At 50.8% G+C, this 16,866-nt stretch carries 4 protein-coding genes; 2 read left to right on the top strand and 2 right to left on the bottom strand.

All coding sequences use genetic code 11. From position 1 onward, the window contains the following. Positions 1 to 884 precede the first annotated feature (884 nt). Positions 885 to 7,400 carry a carboxypeptidase regulatory-like domain-containing protein gene (locus tag DEF47_RS22475; RefSeq protein ID WP_012191942.1) on the top strand — a complete coding sequence of 2,172 codons (6,516 nt, stop codon included), beginning with the start codon at positions 885 to 887 and terminating at the stop codon, positions 7,398 to 7,400. Between the two features lie 402 nt (positions 7,401 to 7,802). Continuing rightward, on the top strand, positions 7,803 to 14,351 hold the full coding sequence (locus DEF47_RS22480; protein WP_012191941.1) for a carboxypeptidase regulatory-like domain-containing protein: 6,549 nt from the start codon (positions 7,803 to 7,805) through the stop codon (positions 14,349 to 14,351). Positions 14,352 to 14,452: 101 nt separating this feature from the next. On the opposite strand, the gene DEF47_RS22485 is transcribed toward DEF47_RS22480, so the two are convergent. Together DEF47_RS22485 and DEF47_RS22490 are read right to left on the bottom strand one after the other, a co-directional pair. Next, positions 14,453 to 16,162, bottom strand: a complete 1,710-nt coding sequence (locus tag DEF47_RS22485) for a ribonuclease J (protein WP_012191940.1) — start codon at positions 16,160 to 16,162, stop codon at positions 14,453 to 14,455. 176 nt (positions 16,163 to 16,338) lie between these two features. Further along, positions 16,339 to 16,848 carry a hypothetical protein gene (locus tag DEF47_RS22490; protein ID WP_012191939.1) on the bottom strand — a complete coding sequence of 170 codons (510 nt, stop codon included), beginning with the start codon at positions 16,846 to 16,848 and terminating at the stop codon, positions 16,339 to 16,341. Between the last annotated feature and the right edge of the window lie 18 nt (positions 16,849 to 16,866).

A 16,866-nucleotide genomic window follows, 5' to 3' on the forward strand; every position in this document is an offset into this window, starting at 1 on the left:
CAGGGGGATTAAAGCCCCCTGCACCCCCTCAAGGGCAATTGTTGGTAGTCATAGATCTACCGATGAACCAGCCTATCCGTGGTTCGCAGCAGAAACCTACCCTTGTAAGCGAAGGGTGAGGGAACTAAACAAAAATCTAAAACAAAAAACCCCGAACCCATGTCAGGGACGGAGCAAAACCCCGTGGTACCACCCTGCTTATGAGCCGAAGCACATCACTCGTAGGCGCAATAACGGGCGCACCCGCCACCAACTACTAGGCCGAAGCTGTTCCCTGATGGGGCATAAACGGGCGAGTTGGGCACTGGGTGTAGCTTTGCACCAGCCAGCTACTCTCTGTAAAAACGCGCTTAATACTCCCGCGAACCAGATTCTGATTTAGGGCGATTATACCACGGCTTGATTTGTAGACATCAATCCAAAGATTGAGTTAGTTGCAAAAAATAAAATTTTTAGTAAAATGAGACCGATCCCAATAATCAATCACGATTATTGCTCAGCCCCACGATGAAGTGCCTCATACTTCGCGTCATCTAGGCTCGCTGTTGCTCCTACACCACGCACCGTCCGAGGAAGGCTGCTCGCTTAATTCGTCCATTGGCGGACATAGTACCAAGCATTCTTAAACGCAATACCTTTGGATCGCAGTCTCTGGAACCGGTCTCTTTAGCGAACACGTTCGAGTACGAATGCTGGTTTGGCTACATTCCCTGCAATGCTGCAACAACTGAATAATCGAGGCTTGACTACAACTACAACCTTCCTAGGTTGGCTTTGCTGTGCTCAAGTCAAGGGGGCAGTCGGTTCAATCACGCTGGTCTGGTCGATTGAATCGGCTGTGGTTGGCACTTGTTGCCGTGATCTCGCTGTGTGGAGGAAATAGCATGGCTCGATTTTCTTTGGTGCGCCAACTGGTTTTGGCGTTGATGCTGGTGGGTTTGGCATTGCCAGCTGGGCAACCAAGCGCCGCCCAAACTTCGGCAAACCCGCAAACATTCAGCAAACTGTTGATCGATACTGGTAGCTCAGCGAGCCGTTTCGCCCAAACTCATGGCAAATTGCTGGTTGATTATGGGGCATTTGGTTTGTGGCAAATTGCCGATAATCAACTGAACCAGGTTAAGCAATTGGCTGGTGCGACAACCAACGATCTAGATACGCTTAACTTTCGTGGGATTCGCTTCAATCCACTGAAAGCCCAACCAAGCCTCAGATTAACCCAAAGCCCAACCGCTGAGCATCAATTGTGGTTGGTACAATTTATCGGGCCAATCAAAGATACTTGGTTGGAGCAACTCACCAAGGCTGGAGCCGAATTGGTGATTTATGTGCCGAGCAATAGCTATTTGGTGTGGGCTGATGGCGCGAGCCTCAACAAGCTCAATCAATTACAACAAACCAGCCACGCTATTCAATGGATGGGTGTCTATCAGCCTGAATATCGTTTGGCTCCAGAACTACGCACTAAGGCAAGTAGCCCCAAGCGGACTGAATTGGTTGATGTCAGCGTGCAAATCTACAATGCTGGCGATATACAAGCCTCGGTTGATGCAGTCATTGCGGCGAGTAGCAAACTGCATGCCCGACCATGGCAGGTGCTCAATTTCACCACACTTTCGGTCCAACTGCCTGAAACTGAATTGGCAGCGTTGGCACAACGAGCGAATATCTACAATATTGAGCCTTGGAGTGAGCCAGAGCTGTTTGATGAACGCCAAGGCCAGATTATCGCGGGCAATGTGACGACGCTGAATGGCAAAACTGTGCCAAGTGGGCCTGGCTATTTAAGCTGGTTGCAAAGCCAAGGCTTGCCCAACAACCCTGCCGAGTATCCAATTGTTGACGTGGTCGATGATGGCTTCGATGATGGCACGATCAATCCATTGCATCCTGATTTTTATCTAAACGGCGTGCGACCTGGAACTTCGCGCATCACCGCCACATCCAACTGTACTCTTGACCCGCGCGGCAATAGTTTGGCGGGTCACGGCCAAATCAACGCGGGAATTATCGGCGGCTACAACAATCTCACAGGCTTTCCCTATATCGATGAAGCTAGCTCTGGGATTGCTGGCGGCTATAATATTGGGCTTGGAATTGCGCCCTATACCCGTATGTCCAGCACCAAAATCTTTCGTAATAGTGGCTCGTTTAGCATTAGCAATTGTGATGGTGGCGATAGCTACGCCGATATTGTGACTGCTGGTTATGAGCATCAAGCGGCGATTACCTCGAATAGTTGGGGCCAGCCAGGCTCAATGGGCGCGTACAACATTTATTCACAGCTTTACGACCAACTAACCCGTGACGCGAGCAGCGACGATGCGGGCAACCAAGCCATGTTGCATATTTTTGCCGCAGGCAATATGGGTGAATTTGGGGCAAATACGGTTAGCGCACCGAGCACTGCCAAAAACGTGATTTCGGTCGGTGCAACCGAAAATGTGCGCGATGAAGGCGTTTTGGATGGCAACGGTTGTGAGATTTCGCAAGCCGATAATGCTGATGATTTGGCGGTTTTTTCGGGCAAAGGCCCAACCGATGATAGCCGAATCAAGCCCGACATTATGGCTCCTGGCACACACGTAATTGGCCCAGCCCCCCAAGAATCGGGCTTTCTGGGCGCTGGGGTTTGTGGTGGCCTAACTAATCCATATTATCCTGATAATCAAACCCTTTACACCTGGTCAAGCGGTACCAGCCACTCAGCTCCCGCTGTGTCAGGCGCAGCTTCATTGCTCTACACCAAATATCGTACAAGCTTTGGCAATGGAGCAACCCCAAGCCCAGCTATGCTTAAGGCCTATTTGTTGGCTTCGAGCCGCTATTTGGATGGGGTGAATACTGGCGGCAATTTGCCAACCAATCAGCAAGGTTGGGGCGATGTCTACCTGAAAACTGCACTCGATAGCACCCCTAGAATTGTGGTTGATCAAAGCCATGTGTTTGGGGCGAGCGGCGAAAGTTTCAGCCAAGTTGGCCAAATTGCCGATAGCAACAAAGCGTTGCGGGTCGCCCTCACATGGACAGATGCAGCGGGCGGTACTACTGGCGATGCCTTTGTCAATGACCTTGATCTGGAAGTGACGGTTGGCGGCCAAGTTTATAAAGGAAATGTGTTTAATGAAACACTCTCAACGACTGGCGGCGTGGCCGATGCCAAAAACAATGTCGAATCGGTTTATCTGCCAGCAGGGGCAAGTGGCGCGATTCAGGTGCGGGTGATTGCCCGCAATATTGCTGGCGATGCCATTCCTGGTAATGCTGATACTACCGACCAAGATTTTGCCCTGTATGTCTACAATGCTAGCCAAGGCGCGATTGGCACAGTTACGGGGCGGGTGAGCAACGCCAGCAATGCTCCCGTTGCTAATGTGCGAATTGCCACCAGCAATAATTTAAGCACCGTGAGCGATGCCAATGGGAACTATCGTTTGGTTCTACCTGTTGGCACCTATGCTCTGACCGCAAGCATAAATGGCGTATTTCAAAGTGTGCCAGCGCTCACCATTGGCCAAAATGCCCAAATTAGCCAAAACTTTACCTTGGTGTATGGCAGCATTAGCGGGGTGGTGCGCGATAGCTTCACGCCCAGTTTGCCAATTGGTGGAGCCTTGGTTTCGACCGCTGGCTTCAGTACCTTTACTGATAGTTCAGGTGCCTATCAAATTCCGGTGGCCGCGCCGGGCACGGTGGCGCTGAATGTTCAGGCCGATCGTTACACGCCGCAGCAGCAAAATCTGAATGTAGTTGCCAATACCACCACCACAGGCAATTTCAATTTGGCAGCGGGTGCGGTTGAAGGGATGATTAGCGATGCCAGCAGCGGCCTAGGAGTCAAGGATGCTGTGGTCACGCTTGACAGTTACACGGTCAAAACCAATGCGGCGGGTTACTACAGTTTACGTTTGCCCTTGGGCAGCTACAGCGTTGGGGCTAGCAAAGTTGGCCTAATCGCCGAAACGCAGAATTTGACCCTTAGCAATGGCCTGACCAGCACATTAAACCTCAGTTTGATTCCATTGCTCAGCTATACACCGAGCAGCCTTAGCCAAAGCTTTGAGTTTGGGGCGGCTCCGATTAGCGATAGTTTGAGCTTGGAATTAACCAACAATACGACTCAGCCAATTAGCTATAGCCTGCGCGAATTGAGCGATGCTGGCTTTACACCTGCGCGTAACCAACAACGGATTTTGGTGGTGCTGCGCACGGGTAGTGATGATGCTAACGCCGTAACCATCCCGCTGAGCCAACTAGGCTATGCATACGACCAGATTGAATTTGGCGAATTTGCCACAATGAGTTTGGCCGATATTCAAGCCTACGATGCAGTGATGTATCTTGGGACAACCGATACTGCTGCCAACAACCCGCAAGAAGCCAAATTGGCCGAATATCTCGATGCTGGCGGGCGGTTGTTGATTGCTGATAACGATTTGGGTTTCTTCACGCGCACAGGCAGTTTTTATCAGCAATATCTTGATGCGAGCTTTGGCAGCGACGATCCTAACACTGCCAATTACAACTTGATTGGGCTAGATTTCATGGCCGGAATCAATCCCATGGTGGTTGATTTCTCCCCTGATTATTTCGCGCCTGGCAGTTCATCACGCGCGATCTTCCGTTATAGCGATGGCTCGGTTGGTGGCTCGTATATTGAGCGTAACGGCTATAAAGCAATTTATTTGGCAGTTGATTTCCGTAACTTTGGCACAGGTGCCTTTGGTGAGCGCATTGAACGCGATATTGTTGAAGTCAGTCTTGCTCAATTGCTGGGAACCACCGATCAAATTAATTGGGTGGAGCTTGCGCCATTGCGCGGCGAAGTGGCAGCAGGACAAAACAGTTCGGTGGCAGTTAGCTGGTTCCCTGATCGATTAACTCAACCTGGAACTTACACTGGCACGGTGGTTTTGGCCCAAACAGCGGTCTACACCCAAACTGCCGAAATTCCAATCAGCATTACGATCACGCCCAACACCAGCCAGGCCCGACTGAGCGGCGTTGTGACTGGCTCGGGCGTTTGTAGCAATACCCCAGCGCCATTAGCTAATGTATTGGTGACGATCAATGATCAACAAGGCTTGGTTACCAGCGTGCGCACCAATAGCGCAGGCGAGTATGTGGTGTTTGTGCCAACAGGCGACGAGTATAGCCTTGAATTTAGCGCAACCGACCACGTTGCCAGCAGCCAAAGTATTACGGTTGCTGATGGTGAGCCAAGTGTCAATAATGTGCAATTGCGGCTAGATAAAGGTTGTCTGATTGTTGGGCCACATGCGATCAATACCAATGTGGTGTTTGGCGAAAGCAAAACCGAGCAACTATTTGTGATCAGCACCGGAGCGCAAGCGCTGGATGTAGCAATTAGTGAGACCCGTGCTAAAACCGTCAACAGCGGCGATCTAACGCTGACCGAAGTTGATTACAACTGGATCGAAGCCAGCGATGGCACGAATTTGAATATGGGTGCTTACGATTTGGTCAATATCGTCACGCCATTTCCGATTAATTTGTATGGCGTGAGCACCACCGATTTGCGCATCTCGAATAACGGCGTGATGATTCTCAACAATCTGACTGGCTTGATCGAAATCTTCAATCCCAGCCTAGAGAACGCCATCCATAACTACGTAATTGCACCTTACTGGGACGATTTGGATGATGAAACAGGCGGCGTGTATTGGAAAGTCGTCGGCGAAGCGCCCAATCGCGCGGTGGTGGTGCAATGGGAAAATCGCCCGCACTACAACTTTTGGGATAACACCACTTTCCAAGCGGTGCTCTCAGAACAAGGCGATATTTTGTTCCAATACAAGGATGTTGATTTCAACGAACCATTCTTGGATTTTGGGGCTAGTGCTACGATTGGGGTACGCGGCACACGCAGCGAGATTGCCCAATATAGCGTTGATCAGCCAGTGCTGCGTGATCGCATGGCCTTGTGTATCTCACAAACCTGCGATAGTTTGAATTGGCTGAGCGTTAGCCCGAATAAACTTAGCAACTTGACTGGCACACCATCGAGTTTCCAAACGGTTGATCTCGCGATTGATACCAGCAACTTTGAGACGGTTGGCGTGTACACCACCAATTTGGTGCTAAACCACACCACGCCACAGCCGCCAGTAGTTGTTCCTGTAACCGTCAATGTAACCTTGCCCGAAGGCTATGGCGTGCTGAATGGTTTGGTTGAAACAACCTTGGTTTGTGATGTTAATCCAATGCCTTTGGCCAACGTCAAAATTACGATTGACACTGAGCCGCCAACGGTTTTATATACCAATAATGTGGGCAACTACAGCCGCCCAATTCCGGCAGGCAGCTACAACGTATTGGTTGAAGGCTACCCGGGGGCATTTACCAGTGTCAGCTATCAACTAACAGTTGAGGCAGGCCAGACCTATCAGCAAGATTCGCTGTTACGTTTGAAAGCGCCATGTTTGGATACCAGCAGTACGCCAGCGATTACCACCACAACCGAATTGAATATGCCAATCACCGCTAGCTTTAGCTTGAGCAATATCGGCGCAGGTGTGCTCGATTGGCAAATTGAAGAACGTTTGCCACAACAAAAAGCCTTGGCAGCCAATGCCCAACGAGTAACGACCAGCCAAACAGAGGCTCAACCGCAACTGGTTCCAGCCAGCGAACGTTTGCTTGATGGCGGCTTCGAGGCCACTACGATTAGCGATAATGTGGCGACCAACCCCTATTGGAGCCAAGATTCGCGCAACTTTGCCAGCTTGCTCTGCACTGTGGAGTGTGATGATATTATGCCGCATACTGGTGATTGGTTTATCTGGATGGGTGGGATTGGGTCAAACTTTGGCACTGAAACCAGCTATTTCAGCCAAGACTTCAGCCAAACCAGCTTTAGCGCAGGTACATTGAGTTTCTGGTTATCGGTTACTGCGCCGATGGATCGGCCTGATGATTACATGCGAGTGCTGATCAACAACAATGAAGTATTTCGGGTGACCAATGCCGATCGGGCCAATTACGGCAGCTACACCCTTGTAACTGTGCCGATTAATGAGCAAGTGCTCGGTGGCCGCGAGTTGCATAGCATTCGCTTTGAAGCCCAAATTGTCCAAGGCGGCAACACCAACTTCTTTATTGACGATCTGAGCCTTGATTTAATCCAAAGCTGTGCTGGCGATGCAGTGGATTGGTTGCACGTTGAGCCGACTCGGGGCAGTATAGCCGCCGATAGCGAGCAAACAATTGATGTTGCGTTTGACCCAACGGGCTTGGCAGTAGGCACGCATACTGCAAGTTTATGCTTGATTACTAACAACCCCAATCGCCAAAATGTACGAATTCCCGTTAGCTTGACCGTTGAGCCAGCGGCGATCCCGAACTATCCACTCTATCTACCTATGATTATGCGCAACTAAGTACATAGCCTGATTTTAAAACTCATCAAGCAAAACCCCCTGTGATCCTCTAATCACAGGGGGTTTTCGTTAAGCAAATATTAGATTTTGCTGATTAGAATGGGCAATTAGGTTAAATTTGCATAAAAAAATGCTTGCTAGTACAATAGTCCCATCCCCAACGGGATAATGGATATAAGAGATTGTTGCCCCATAGCGCCTCAAACTGAAGCGTTAGAATACGCCCATAGCCAGTGAACGGGCTTTTTTAAGCTATTACTCTCACCAACCTGCGACAATCCCCTTTTGTAGAAAGGAGGGATACAGCTTAATATTTTTATTTTGATATTTTAGCCACATGCTCACGATTGTACCTCTTGGAATTGACTGGTATTACATACACACTTGTGTGTGGAGGATGGCATGGCCAAATTCCCCTTCATTCGGCAAGCAGCCCTCATTGCAATGACGCTCTCATTGGGACTTCAGGGTGCGGCGCAACCAGCCCGTGCCGAAGTAATGCGTGCTCCGACTGCGACGACCAAGTTCCTCGTTGAACCAAACAGCCCAGCCAACAAATTTGTCCGCACGAATGGCACATTGATTGCCGATTATGGTTCTTTTTCAGTCTGGCAAGTTGCCAATAACAACACCAGCAGTCTTAGTCAATTGGCTGGTGCACAAGCCGCCGATTTGGATACGATTGGCTTACGGGGAATCAGCTTCAATCCTTTAAAGAGCGTTCCCACGCCGCAACCAAGCCTGAGCCAAAGCCCAACTGCCGACCAACAATTGTGGTTGGTGCAATTTGCGGGGCCGCTCAAGGATGCTTGGTTGGATGAACTAACCAAAGCTGGCGCGGAACGCGTCATATATATGCCCAACAACGCTTACCTCGTTTGGGCAAATGGCCAAACTGTGGCCAAACTTGATGCACTCAGCAAGAGCAATGGGGCGATTCAATGGGCTGGTGCCTACCACCCCGAATATCGCTTAGCTCCTGAGTTCCGCCAAAAAGCCAGCAACCCTGATGCGAAGGGGCTGGTCGATGTTACGATTCAGTTCTACAACAGTGCTACGGTTGAACGTGATGTGCGCGAAGTGCTTGATGCCAGCGCCCAAGTGTACGCGACCCCATGGCAGGTGCTCAATTTCACTACAATTTCGGTGCAAGTCAGCGAAGCCGCTTTGGCTCCAATTGCTCGCCGCGCCAATGTCTACAACATTGAAGCGTGGGAAGCTCCTCAAAAAATGGATGAGCGCCAAGGCCAAATTATTGCTGGTAACGTAACCACCGCTGGTGGCAAAGTGGTGCCGAACGGCCCAGGCTACTTAAGCTGGTTGCAAAGCCAAGGCGTGCCAACCGACCCCAACCAATATCCAATTGTCGATGTTGTCGATGATGGTCTGGATAATGGGACAACCTCACCATTGCATCCTGACTTCTATGTCAATGGGGTTCGGCCTGGTACTTCACGGATTACAGCTGTTGGTAACTGTACTGCCGATGCCACTGGTAATGGTCAGGCAGGCCACGGTAACCTGAATATTGGGATCGTTGGTAGCTACAACAACCTGACTGGCTCGCCCCACGTTGACGGTGCTAGCTCAGGGATTGCTGGCGGCTATCGCGTTGGCTTAGGCATTTCGCCATTCAGCCGAATTGCCAGCACCAAGATCTTCAACAATGCTGGGAGCTTTGATCTGACCAATTGTGGTGGCGGTAGCAACTACATTGGAATTATTGCAATGGCCTACAGCCATGGCGCTGCCATCTCGTCCAACAGTTGGGGTTCAAACAGTGGTGGTGCCTATACCGCTTCATCACAAGCCTTCGACCAAGGAACCCGCGATGCAAGCAGCACCACTGCTGGCAACCAAGAAATGACTCACATCATTGCCGCTGGTAACGCTGGTTCAGGTACGAACACAGTTGGCTCACCTGGTACAGCCAAAAACGTTATTACCGTAGGTGCAACCGAAAACGTGCGCGACGAAGGCGTGCTCGACGGCTGTAACGAAGGCAATGCTGATAGTGCTGATGATATTGCCAGTTTCTCCAGCCGTGGTCCAACCGATGATGCACGGGTAAAACCTGACATCATGGCTCCCGGGACGCACGTGATGGGGCCAGCTTCACAAATCGCCACCTTTGATGGGACTGGCCTTTGTGGGCCAAGCAGTGGCACTCACTACCCCAATGGTCAAACCCTCTATAGCTGGTCGAGTGGTACGAGCCACTCAACCCCAGCAGTTGCAGGCTCGGCTTCATTGCTCTACACCAAATATCGCACCAGCTTCGGCGGTGGGGTTGCTCCAAGCCCAGCAATGTTGAAAGCCTATATGTTGGCCTCAACACGCTACCTCAACGGGAATGGGACTGGCGGCACCTTGCCATCAAATAACCAAGGCTGGGGCGATGTAAACTTGGCTCCGGCCTTGGACAGCACCCCACGGATCGTGGTTGACCAAACCCGCACCTTCGGCGCAACGGGTGAAGAATTTACCCAAGTTGGTCAGATTGCCGATTCAGCCAAACCAATTCGGATTACCTTGGCTTGGACTGACGCAGTTGGCAGCACCACTGGCAACAGCTATGTCAACGACCTTGATCTCGAAGTGACGGTTGGTGGCCAAACCTACAAAGGTAACGTCTTCAACGGCGCACTTTCAACCACTGGCGGCACTGCTGATAACAAGAACAACATTGAAGGTGTGTACTTGCCAGCAGGCACAAGTGGCTCGATCCAAGTCAAAGTCATTGCCCGCAACATCGCTGGCGATGCCATCCCAGGCAATGCTGATACCACCGACCAAGACTTTGCCTTGTATGTCTACAACGGCTCGGTTGGCCCAACCGGTACCTTGACTGGCCGCGTTGCCCAAAGCAACAACAACCCAGTTGTTGGCGCAACGGTTCGCACCAGCGGTGGCTCAAGCGCTTTGACCAACGCCAGTGGTAACTACAGCATGATCGTACCAGTTGGTACCTATGCGGTAACCGCTAGCTTGCAAGGTGCTTTCCAAACTGTTCCAAGCGTATCGATTACCGAAAATGTCACCACGACCCAAAACTTTGTATTGAGCTACGGCTCAATTACAGGGACGGTACGTGATGCCTTTACCCCCAGCCGCCCAATTGTGGGAGCAAATGTTTCGGTCATTGGCTATAGCACCACAACCAATGCTGCTGGTCAATACACCATTCCAGTAGCCAATGTTGGCTCAACCTTGGTAACGGTCAGTGCACCAAAATACGCCACCCAATCACAATCGGTAACGGTGGTTGATGCAGGCACGGCGACCCAAGACTTTACCTTGGCTGCTGGCGCGGTCGCAGGGATTGTGACCAACAGCGCTAACGGTGCACCAGTTGGCGATGCAACGGTCGCCATCAGCAACCAATACGTCAAGACCAAAGCTGACGGTAGCTTTGCCATTCGCTTGGAGCCAGGCAGTCATACCCTGACCGCTTCAAAGATTGGTTTCGCTGCTGATAGCGCCAGCTTGACGATTAGCAATGGGGTTACGACAACCCAAGATCTGGAAATTACACCAGCTTTTGGTTATACCCCAGCCAGCTTGACCCGCACCTTTACCTTTGGTGATGCGCCATTCACCGATACGGTTGGCTTAGAATTAACCAATAATGGCACTCAGCCATTCACCTACACCATTCGCGAAAATGGTGCGACTGGCTTTACCCCAGCGGTCAACCGCGCTGGTGGCAACGTCTTGGTGGTTCAACGCAACTCAGCAACCTCGGCAACAGCTGCAACTACGGCTTTGACCGCGCTTGGCTATACCTTTGAATCAATCGATAACATTGCATTCGAAGCCCGTAGCTTGGCCAATTTGCAAACTTTTGATGCAGTACTCTTCCTTGGTTCAACTAACGCAACCGCCAATAATGCCAGCGAAACCAAACTTACTGAATACCTCAACGCAGGTGGTAAGCTGTTTATCGCTGACAACGACCTTGGTTTCTTCACCAATGCAGGCACGTTCTACCGAACCATGCTTGACTCAACCTATGGTGGTGATGATCCAGGTGCTGCGAATCGGGCCTTGACTGGCTTCGATTTCATGGCTGGCGTAAATGCTGCCTCAGTGGATGCATACCCTGACTTCTATACTCCAGGTAGCTCATCGACGGTAATCTTCCGCTATGGCAATAACGCAGTTGGCGGTAGTTTCATCCAACGTAATGGCTACAAAGCTGTCTACCTCGCAACCGACTTCATTAACTTGGGCACTGGTGCCAGTGGCGAAGCGATCGAGCGCACCGTGCTTGAGCGTGTGTTGCAAGCAATTGTTGGTAGTGGCGATAGCATTGCCTGGTTGCAGGAAGCTCCTGCGACTGGCGTAATTGCTGGTGGTGATAGCACCAACGTAGCAATTGGCTGGAATCCCGGTGTGATTACCCAACCTGGCACCTACACTGGCAGCCTGAACCTTGGCTACTCCTCAGTGATTAGCCAAACCTTCAATATTCCAGTGACGATGGTGGTCAACCCAGCCGCAACTCAAGCACGAATTAGTGGTACGGTTACCTCATCAGGGGTCTGTGACACTGTTCCAGCTCCAGCTGCTGGCGCTACAATTTTGATCACCTATACCAGCGGGATGACTGCAACAGTTACCACCAATGCCAATGGTGAATATGCCTTCTTCGTGCCTCAAGGTGGCACCTATACTGTTGCCGCTAGCGCCGTTGACCACCTTGGTCAATCGCAAAGCGTCACAGTTGCTGATGGTGCTGAAGTTACCCAAAACTTCACCTTACGCTTGAATAAGCCTTGTGTCACGGTTAGCCCAGGCTCATTGAGCGCTTCGCTCCAATTGGGCGCTGCTCCGGTTAACCAAACCTTGGTTGTCACCAGCAAGGGTGCTGCCCCGCTCAATGCAACCATTAGTGAGCAAAGCCGCAGCGCAATCAGCCAAGCTGGCTATACCATCTCGGAAGTTCCCTATAGCTGGCTCGAAGCCAACGATGGGACGAACTTGAACTTAACCGATGATGCTGAAGCCAACATTACTAGCCCATTCACTGTAACCATCTTCAACACCAGCAGCCGTAACTTGCGGGTTGCTAACAATGGGGTTGTCTTGGTCGGTGCAACCACTGGTGATGTAGCCGCAACTAACGAATCCTTGCTAACTGGCGCAACCAACAATGTTATCTCGCCATTCTGGGATGATGTTGATGATGAATCAGGGGCAACCTACTGGAAAGTTGTTGGTACTGCGCCAAACCGCTCATTGATCGTTCAGTGGGAAAATCGCCCGCACTATAACGGTATTGGTAATGCAACCTTCCAAGTTGTAATCAACGAACAAGGTGGCATGATCTACCAATATAAAGATCTCGATTACGGCGATCCGTTGTACAACAATGGTTTGAGTGCAACCGTTGGTGTGCGTGGAGCAAGCACGGCTCAAGCTGCTCAATTCAGCTTCAACCAAGCTCGCTTGCGCAGCGAAATGGCCTTGTGTGTTGGCGCTACCTGTGATGCCATTTCATGGTTGACTGAAACGCCAAACACGATTACTGGTTTGGCTGGTACGCCAGTCAGCACCCAAGTCGTCAATGTGAGCTTCTCGACCAACGGTCTGACCCAAGCTGGGGTTTATACCGGTAACTTGGTCTTGAACCACAACGCTCCTCAACCAGTGGTAACTATCCCTGTTACTTTGACGGTTACTGCTCCACCGAACTTCGGTACGATCAGTGGTACGATTCAAGGCTTAGCTGCATGTGATGTCTCACCTGCTCCATTAAGTGGCGCAACCGTGACGATCAACACCACGCCAGCAACTGTCTTGACCACCAGTGGTTCGGGGACATATAGCTATAGTTTGGCTGCTGGTAGCTACACGGTTACCGTTGCCAAGGCTGGCTATGTCACCCAAATCTACAACGTGACGGTTCCTACCGCTGGCACAGTGACCCAAAATGGTCAACTGCGCTTGAATGCGCCATGTTTGGATGTTGATACCACTCCAATTAGCGAAACGGTTGCCATCAACAGCATTACCACCCAAACCCTCACCTTGGATAACAACGGTGCAGCGGCCTTGACGTGGACAATCGCTGAATTGGCTGCAAGTGGTCGCCAAGCCCCAAGTGGCGAAGCAGCACCAACCCGCAAGCCAGTTCCAGCCAACTTACGCTCTGCTGGTAGCAAGCAAACTGTTCCAGCCGATGAAGTTGTTCAAGATGGCAGCTTCGAGGAAACCAATGCTGGCGATAGTTCGAATCCAAACTGGAGCCAAACCTCAACCAACTTCGGGGTTGTGCTCTGTACCACCGGATGTTCAACTGGCACCGCCGACGTTCCACACACTGGAACTTGGTACGCTTGGTTTGGTGGTCTGACCCCATCACAAAGCCCACCAGATGAGTTGGGCACGATCTCGCAAACCTTTACCGCTGCTGGCAATGCCTCAGGTACCTTATCGTTCTGGTTGTTTATGAACGAACAAAGCGGTGTTGATAGCGACTATCTCAAGGTTAAGATCGACGGTACTACGGTCTTCACGGTTACCAACGCAGAAGTTGCCGACTTCCCAACCTACACGTTGGTCGAAGTTCCAATCAGCGCAGCCGTTTTGGCCGATACCACCAACCATACCTTGTTGTTTGAATCGTTTGTTGATGGCAGTGGTAACACCAACTTCTTCCTCGACGATGTTTCACTCGATATTGGTGGCGGTGCATCATGTGTTGCTGATGCTGCTCCATGGGTTCGCGCAGTACCAAATAGCGGTACGATTGCAGCCGATGGCTCAGCCAATGTGGCACTTGAATTCAACACCAATGGCTTGGCCGCTGGTCTCCACACAGTCAACCTGTGTATCCAAACCAACGACACAACCCGACCAAATGTTCAAATTCCAGTCACTATCAACGTGACTGAGAATGTTGACCCAACCCGTAAGCTCTACTTACCAATGGTCAGCAAGAACTAAAACAAGTTGGCAGTTACTGAGATTTTTCAGTAACTGCCATTTAATTGGTTAAAGCAAAGGCCGCCTTGGAGCATTTCCAAGGCGGCCTTTGCTTGTAGTAGTTAAACTTCCATCACCACCGGAATAACCATTGGGCGGCGGCGGGTACGTTCGTAGAGGAAACGCCCAACCACTTCTTTGATTTTACGAGCTGCTGGCGAGGAAACTGCTGGCGAGTTGCCTTCGGCGGTTTCTTCACCATCGCTAAATGCCCGTGCTGGCACCACATAGCTTTCGCTGAACGAGGCTCGCACCGCTTCTTTGGCTCCCTCGATCAAATCGGTTGAATCGCGGGTCGAAACAAAGCCGCGGCTCACAATATCTGGCCCAGCCACCAAGTTGCCAGTTTGAAGATCGACCGAAACGACAACCATCAGGATGCCATCTTTGGAAAGCATTTGGCGGTCGCGCACCACAGCCCCACCAATATCGCCCACCGAAACGCCATCAACAAAGACATGGCCGACGGGAGCGCGGCTAACCAGTTTGCCGTAATTTTGGCTGAATTCCATAATCGAGCCGCCCTCGGCAATTAGCACGTTATCGCCGTTAAAGCCCATTCCCTCGGCCAATTGCTTATAGCGGGCCAAGTGACGATAATCGCCGTGGAAGGGAATAACATACTGTGGTTGCACCAAGTTGAGCAACATTTTCAGCTCTTCTTGAGCGGCGTGCCCAGAAACATGCACTGGCAAATCTGAACCATAGATCACATTTGCCCCAAGTTTGTACAAATTATCGATCACTTTATAGACCGATACTTCGTTGCCTGGAATTGGCGAGGCTGAGATAACCACGGTATCGCCGCGTTGAATTGAAATTTGGCGATGGTCGCGATTGGCCATGCGTGAGAGCGCCGCCATTGGCTCGCCTTGGCTGCCCGTACAGACAATCGCAATTTGATCATCAGGCAAGTTCTTCATATCGCCTGCTCGAATCAACGTACCATCAGGCACTTCAAGGTAGCCCAATTCACGGGCGATCGAGGTGTTGTTTTCCATCGAGCGACCAACTGGCACAACTTTGCGACCATAATCAATCGCTGCATTAATTGCCATTTGCACCCGTGAGATATTTGAGGCAAAGGTGGCCATAATGACTCGCCCAGGAGCTGTGGCAAAAATTTGATCAAAGGCATCACCCACCACTCGCTCCGATGGGGTATAGCCTTTCGATTCAACCCGCACGCAGTCGGTAACCAACACGATTGGGTTGCGGCGGCCAAAATCAACCAACCGATCAATTTCGGTTGGCCAATTGTCAACGGGGGTATGGTCAAGCTTCCAGTCGGTGATGTACAAGGCCAAACCAGCAGGCGAGGTCAAGCCAAAGCCGACTGAATCAGGGATGGAGTGGGCAATGTGAAATGGCTCAATCGTGAAGCACCCAAGCTGGAATTTATCGCCTGGCGCAATGACTTTGGTTGCAACTTTATCTGTTAGCCGATGTTCTTTGAGTTTATTCGAGAGCAAGCCAAGGGTTAATGTTGTGCCATACACTGTTGGAAAGCCTAGATCGCCAATCAACCAAGGCACGGCTCCGATGTGGTCTTCGTGGCCGTGGGTCAGCAAAATACCGCGAATATTCGCAACTTTATCGCGCAAATAGGTGATGTCGGGCAACACCAAATCAACGCCCATCATCTCGCTTTCGGGAAACATCACGCCCATGTCGCAGATGACAATATCTTCTTCATACTCAAAAACCCACATGTTGCGGCCAACTTCCGATGCGCCCCCAAGTGGGATAACCCGTAATTTGTTTTTAGTCATACGAATACAAACCACAGTGCAAGTAGGCCTGCACTGTCGTCATGGCTCCTTTCTGAATAATCCCAACCCCGTTTGGCTGAGATAGTTGTTAAATAGAATTTTCTTGTACCACTCCACATAACGATGAGTAGCAGTTCTTCAGATCAAGCCTTTGCGCAATTGCCCAAAAGCCCATGTTAGCCACAATGCCGTTTAATTTGGCTTAGCAAGCTCACGAGTTGCCCCGATGTGGCATATAACGGCACTTTGTTGTAGTAATGGCGATAAAACCAGCGCCGATACCAACGAGTTTGGCTAAATTCTGGCGCAATCAGCACATCAATTCGCTGCACATAATCGTCATAGCTATAATTTGGCCGTAATTGGGCCAACGCCTGCCATGGATAATATTGCAGCAAGCCCAGCGTGCGAATTGTCAGCCCATCAGCCTCAACTTGATAGCTGGTGTTCCACTCCAAGAGTAATTGCCAGAGCATGCGTGGCAGGGTTAAACCCAAACTTAGCAAGAAAAACGCCGTAACTTTTTGGCCATCAGTCCAGCTTGGGGCTTGTTGCCGCCATGAGCTAGGCAATGCCGTTAGTTCTAAACCCAAAAGCCGCCATAAAAGCCACCATGTTGTGAGTAATAAGCCGATGTTCAGCAAGCTCAGCACAATTAATGATCTACGTTGCCGAAAAAAGCTCATTCAGCATCCTTCTAGGTC

It is taken from the genome of Herpetosiphon sp. (genome assembly GCF_003512625.1).
GTDB classification, from domain to species: Bacteria; Chloroflexota; Chloroflexia; order Chloroflexales; family Herpetosiphonaceae; genus Herpetosiphon; species Herpetosiphon aurantiacus.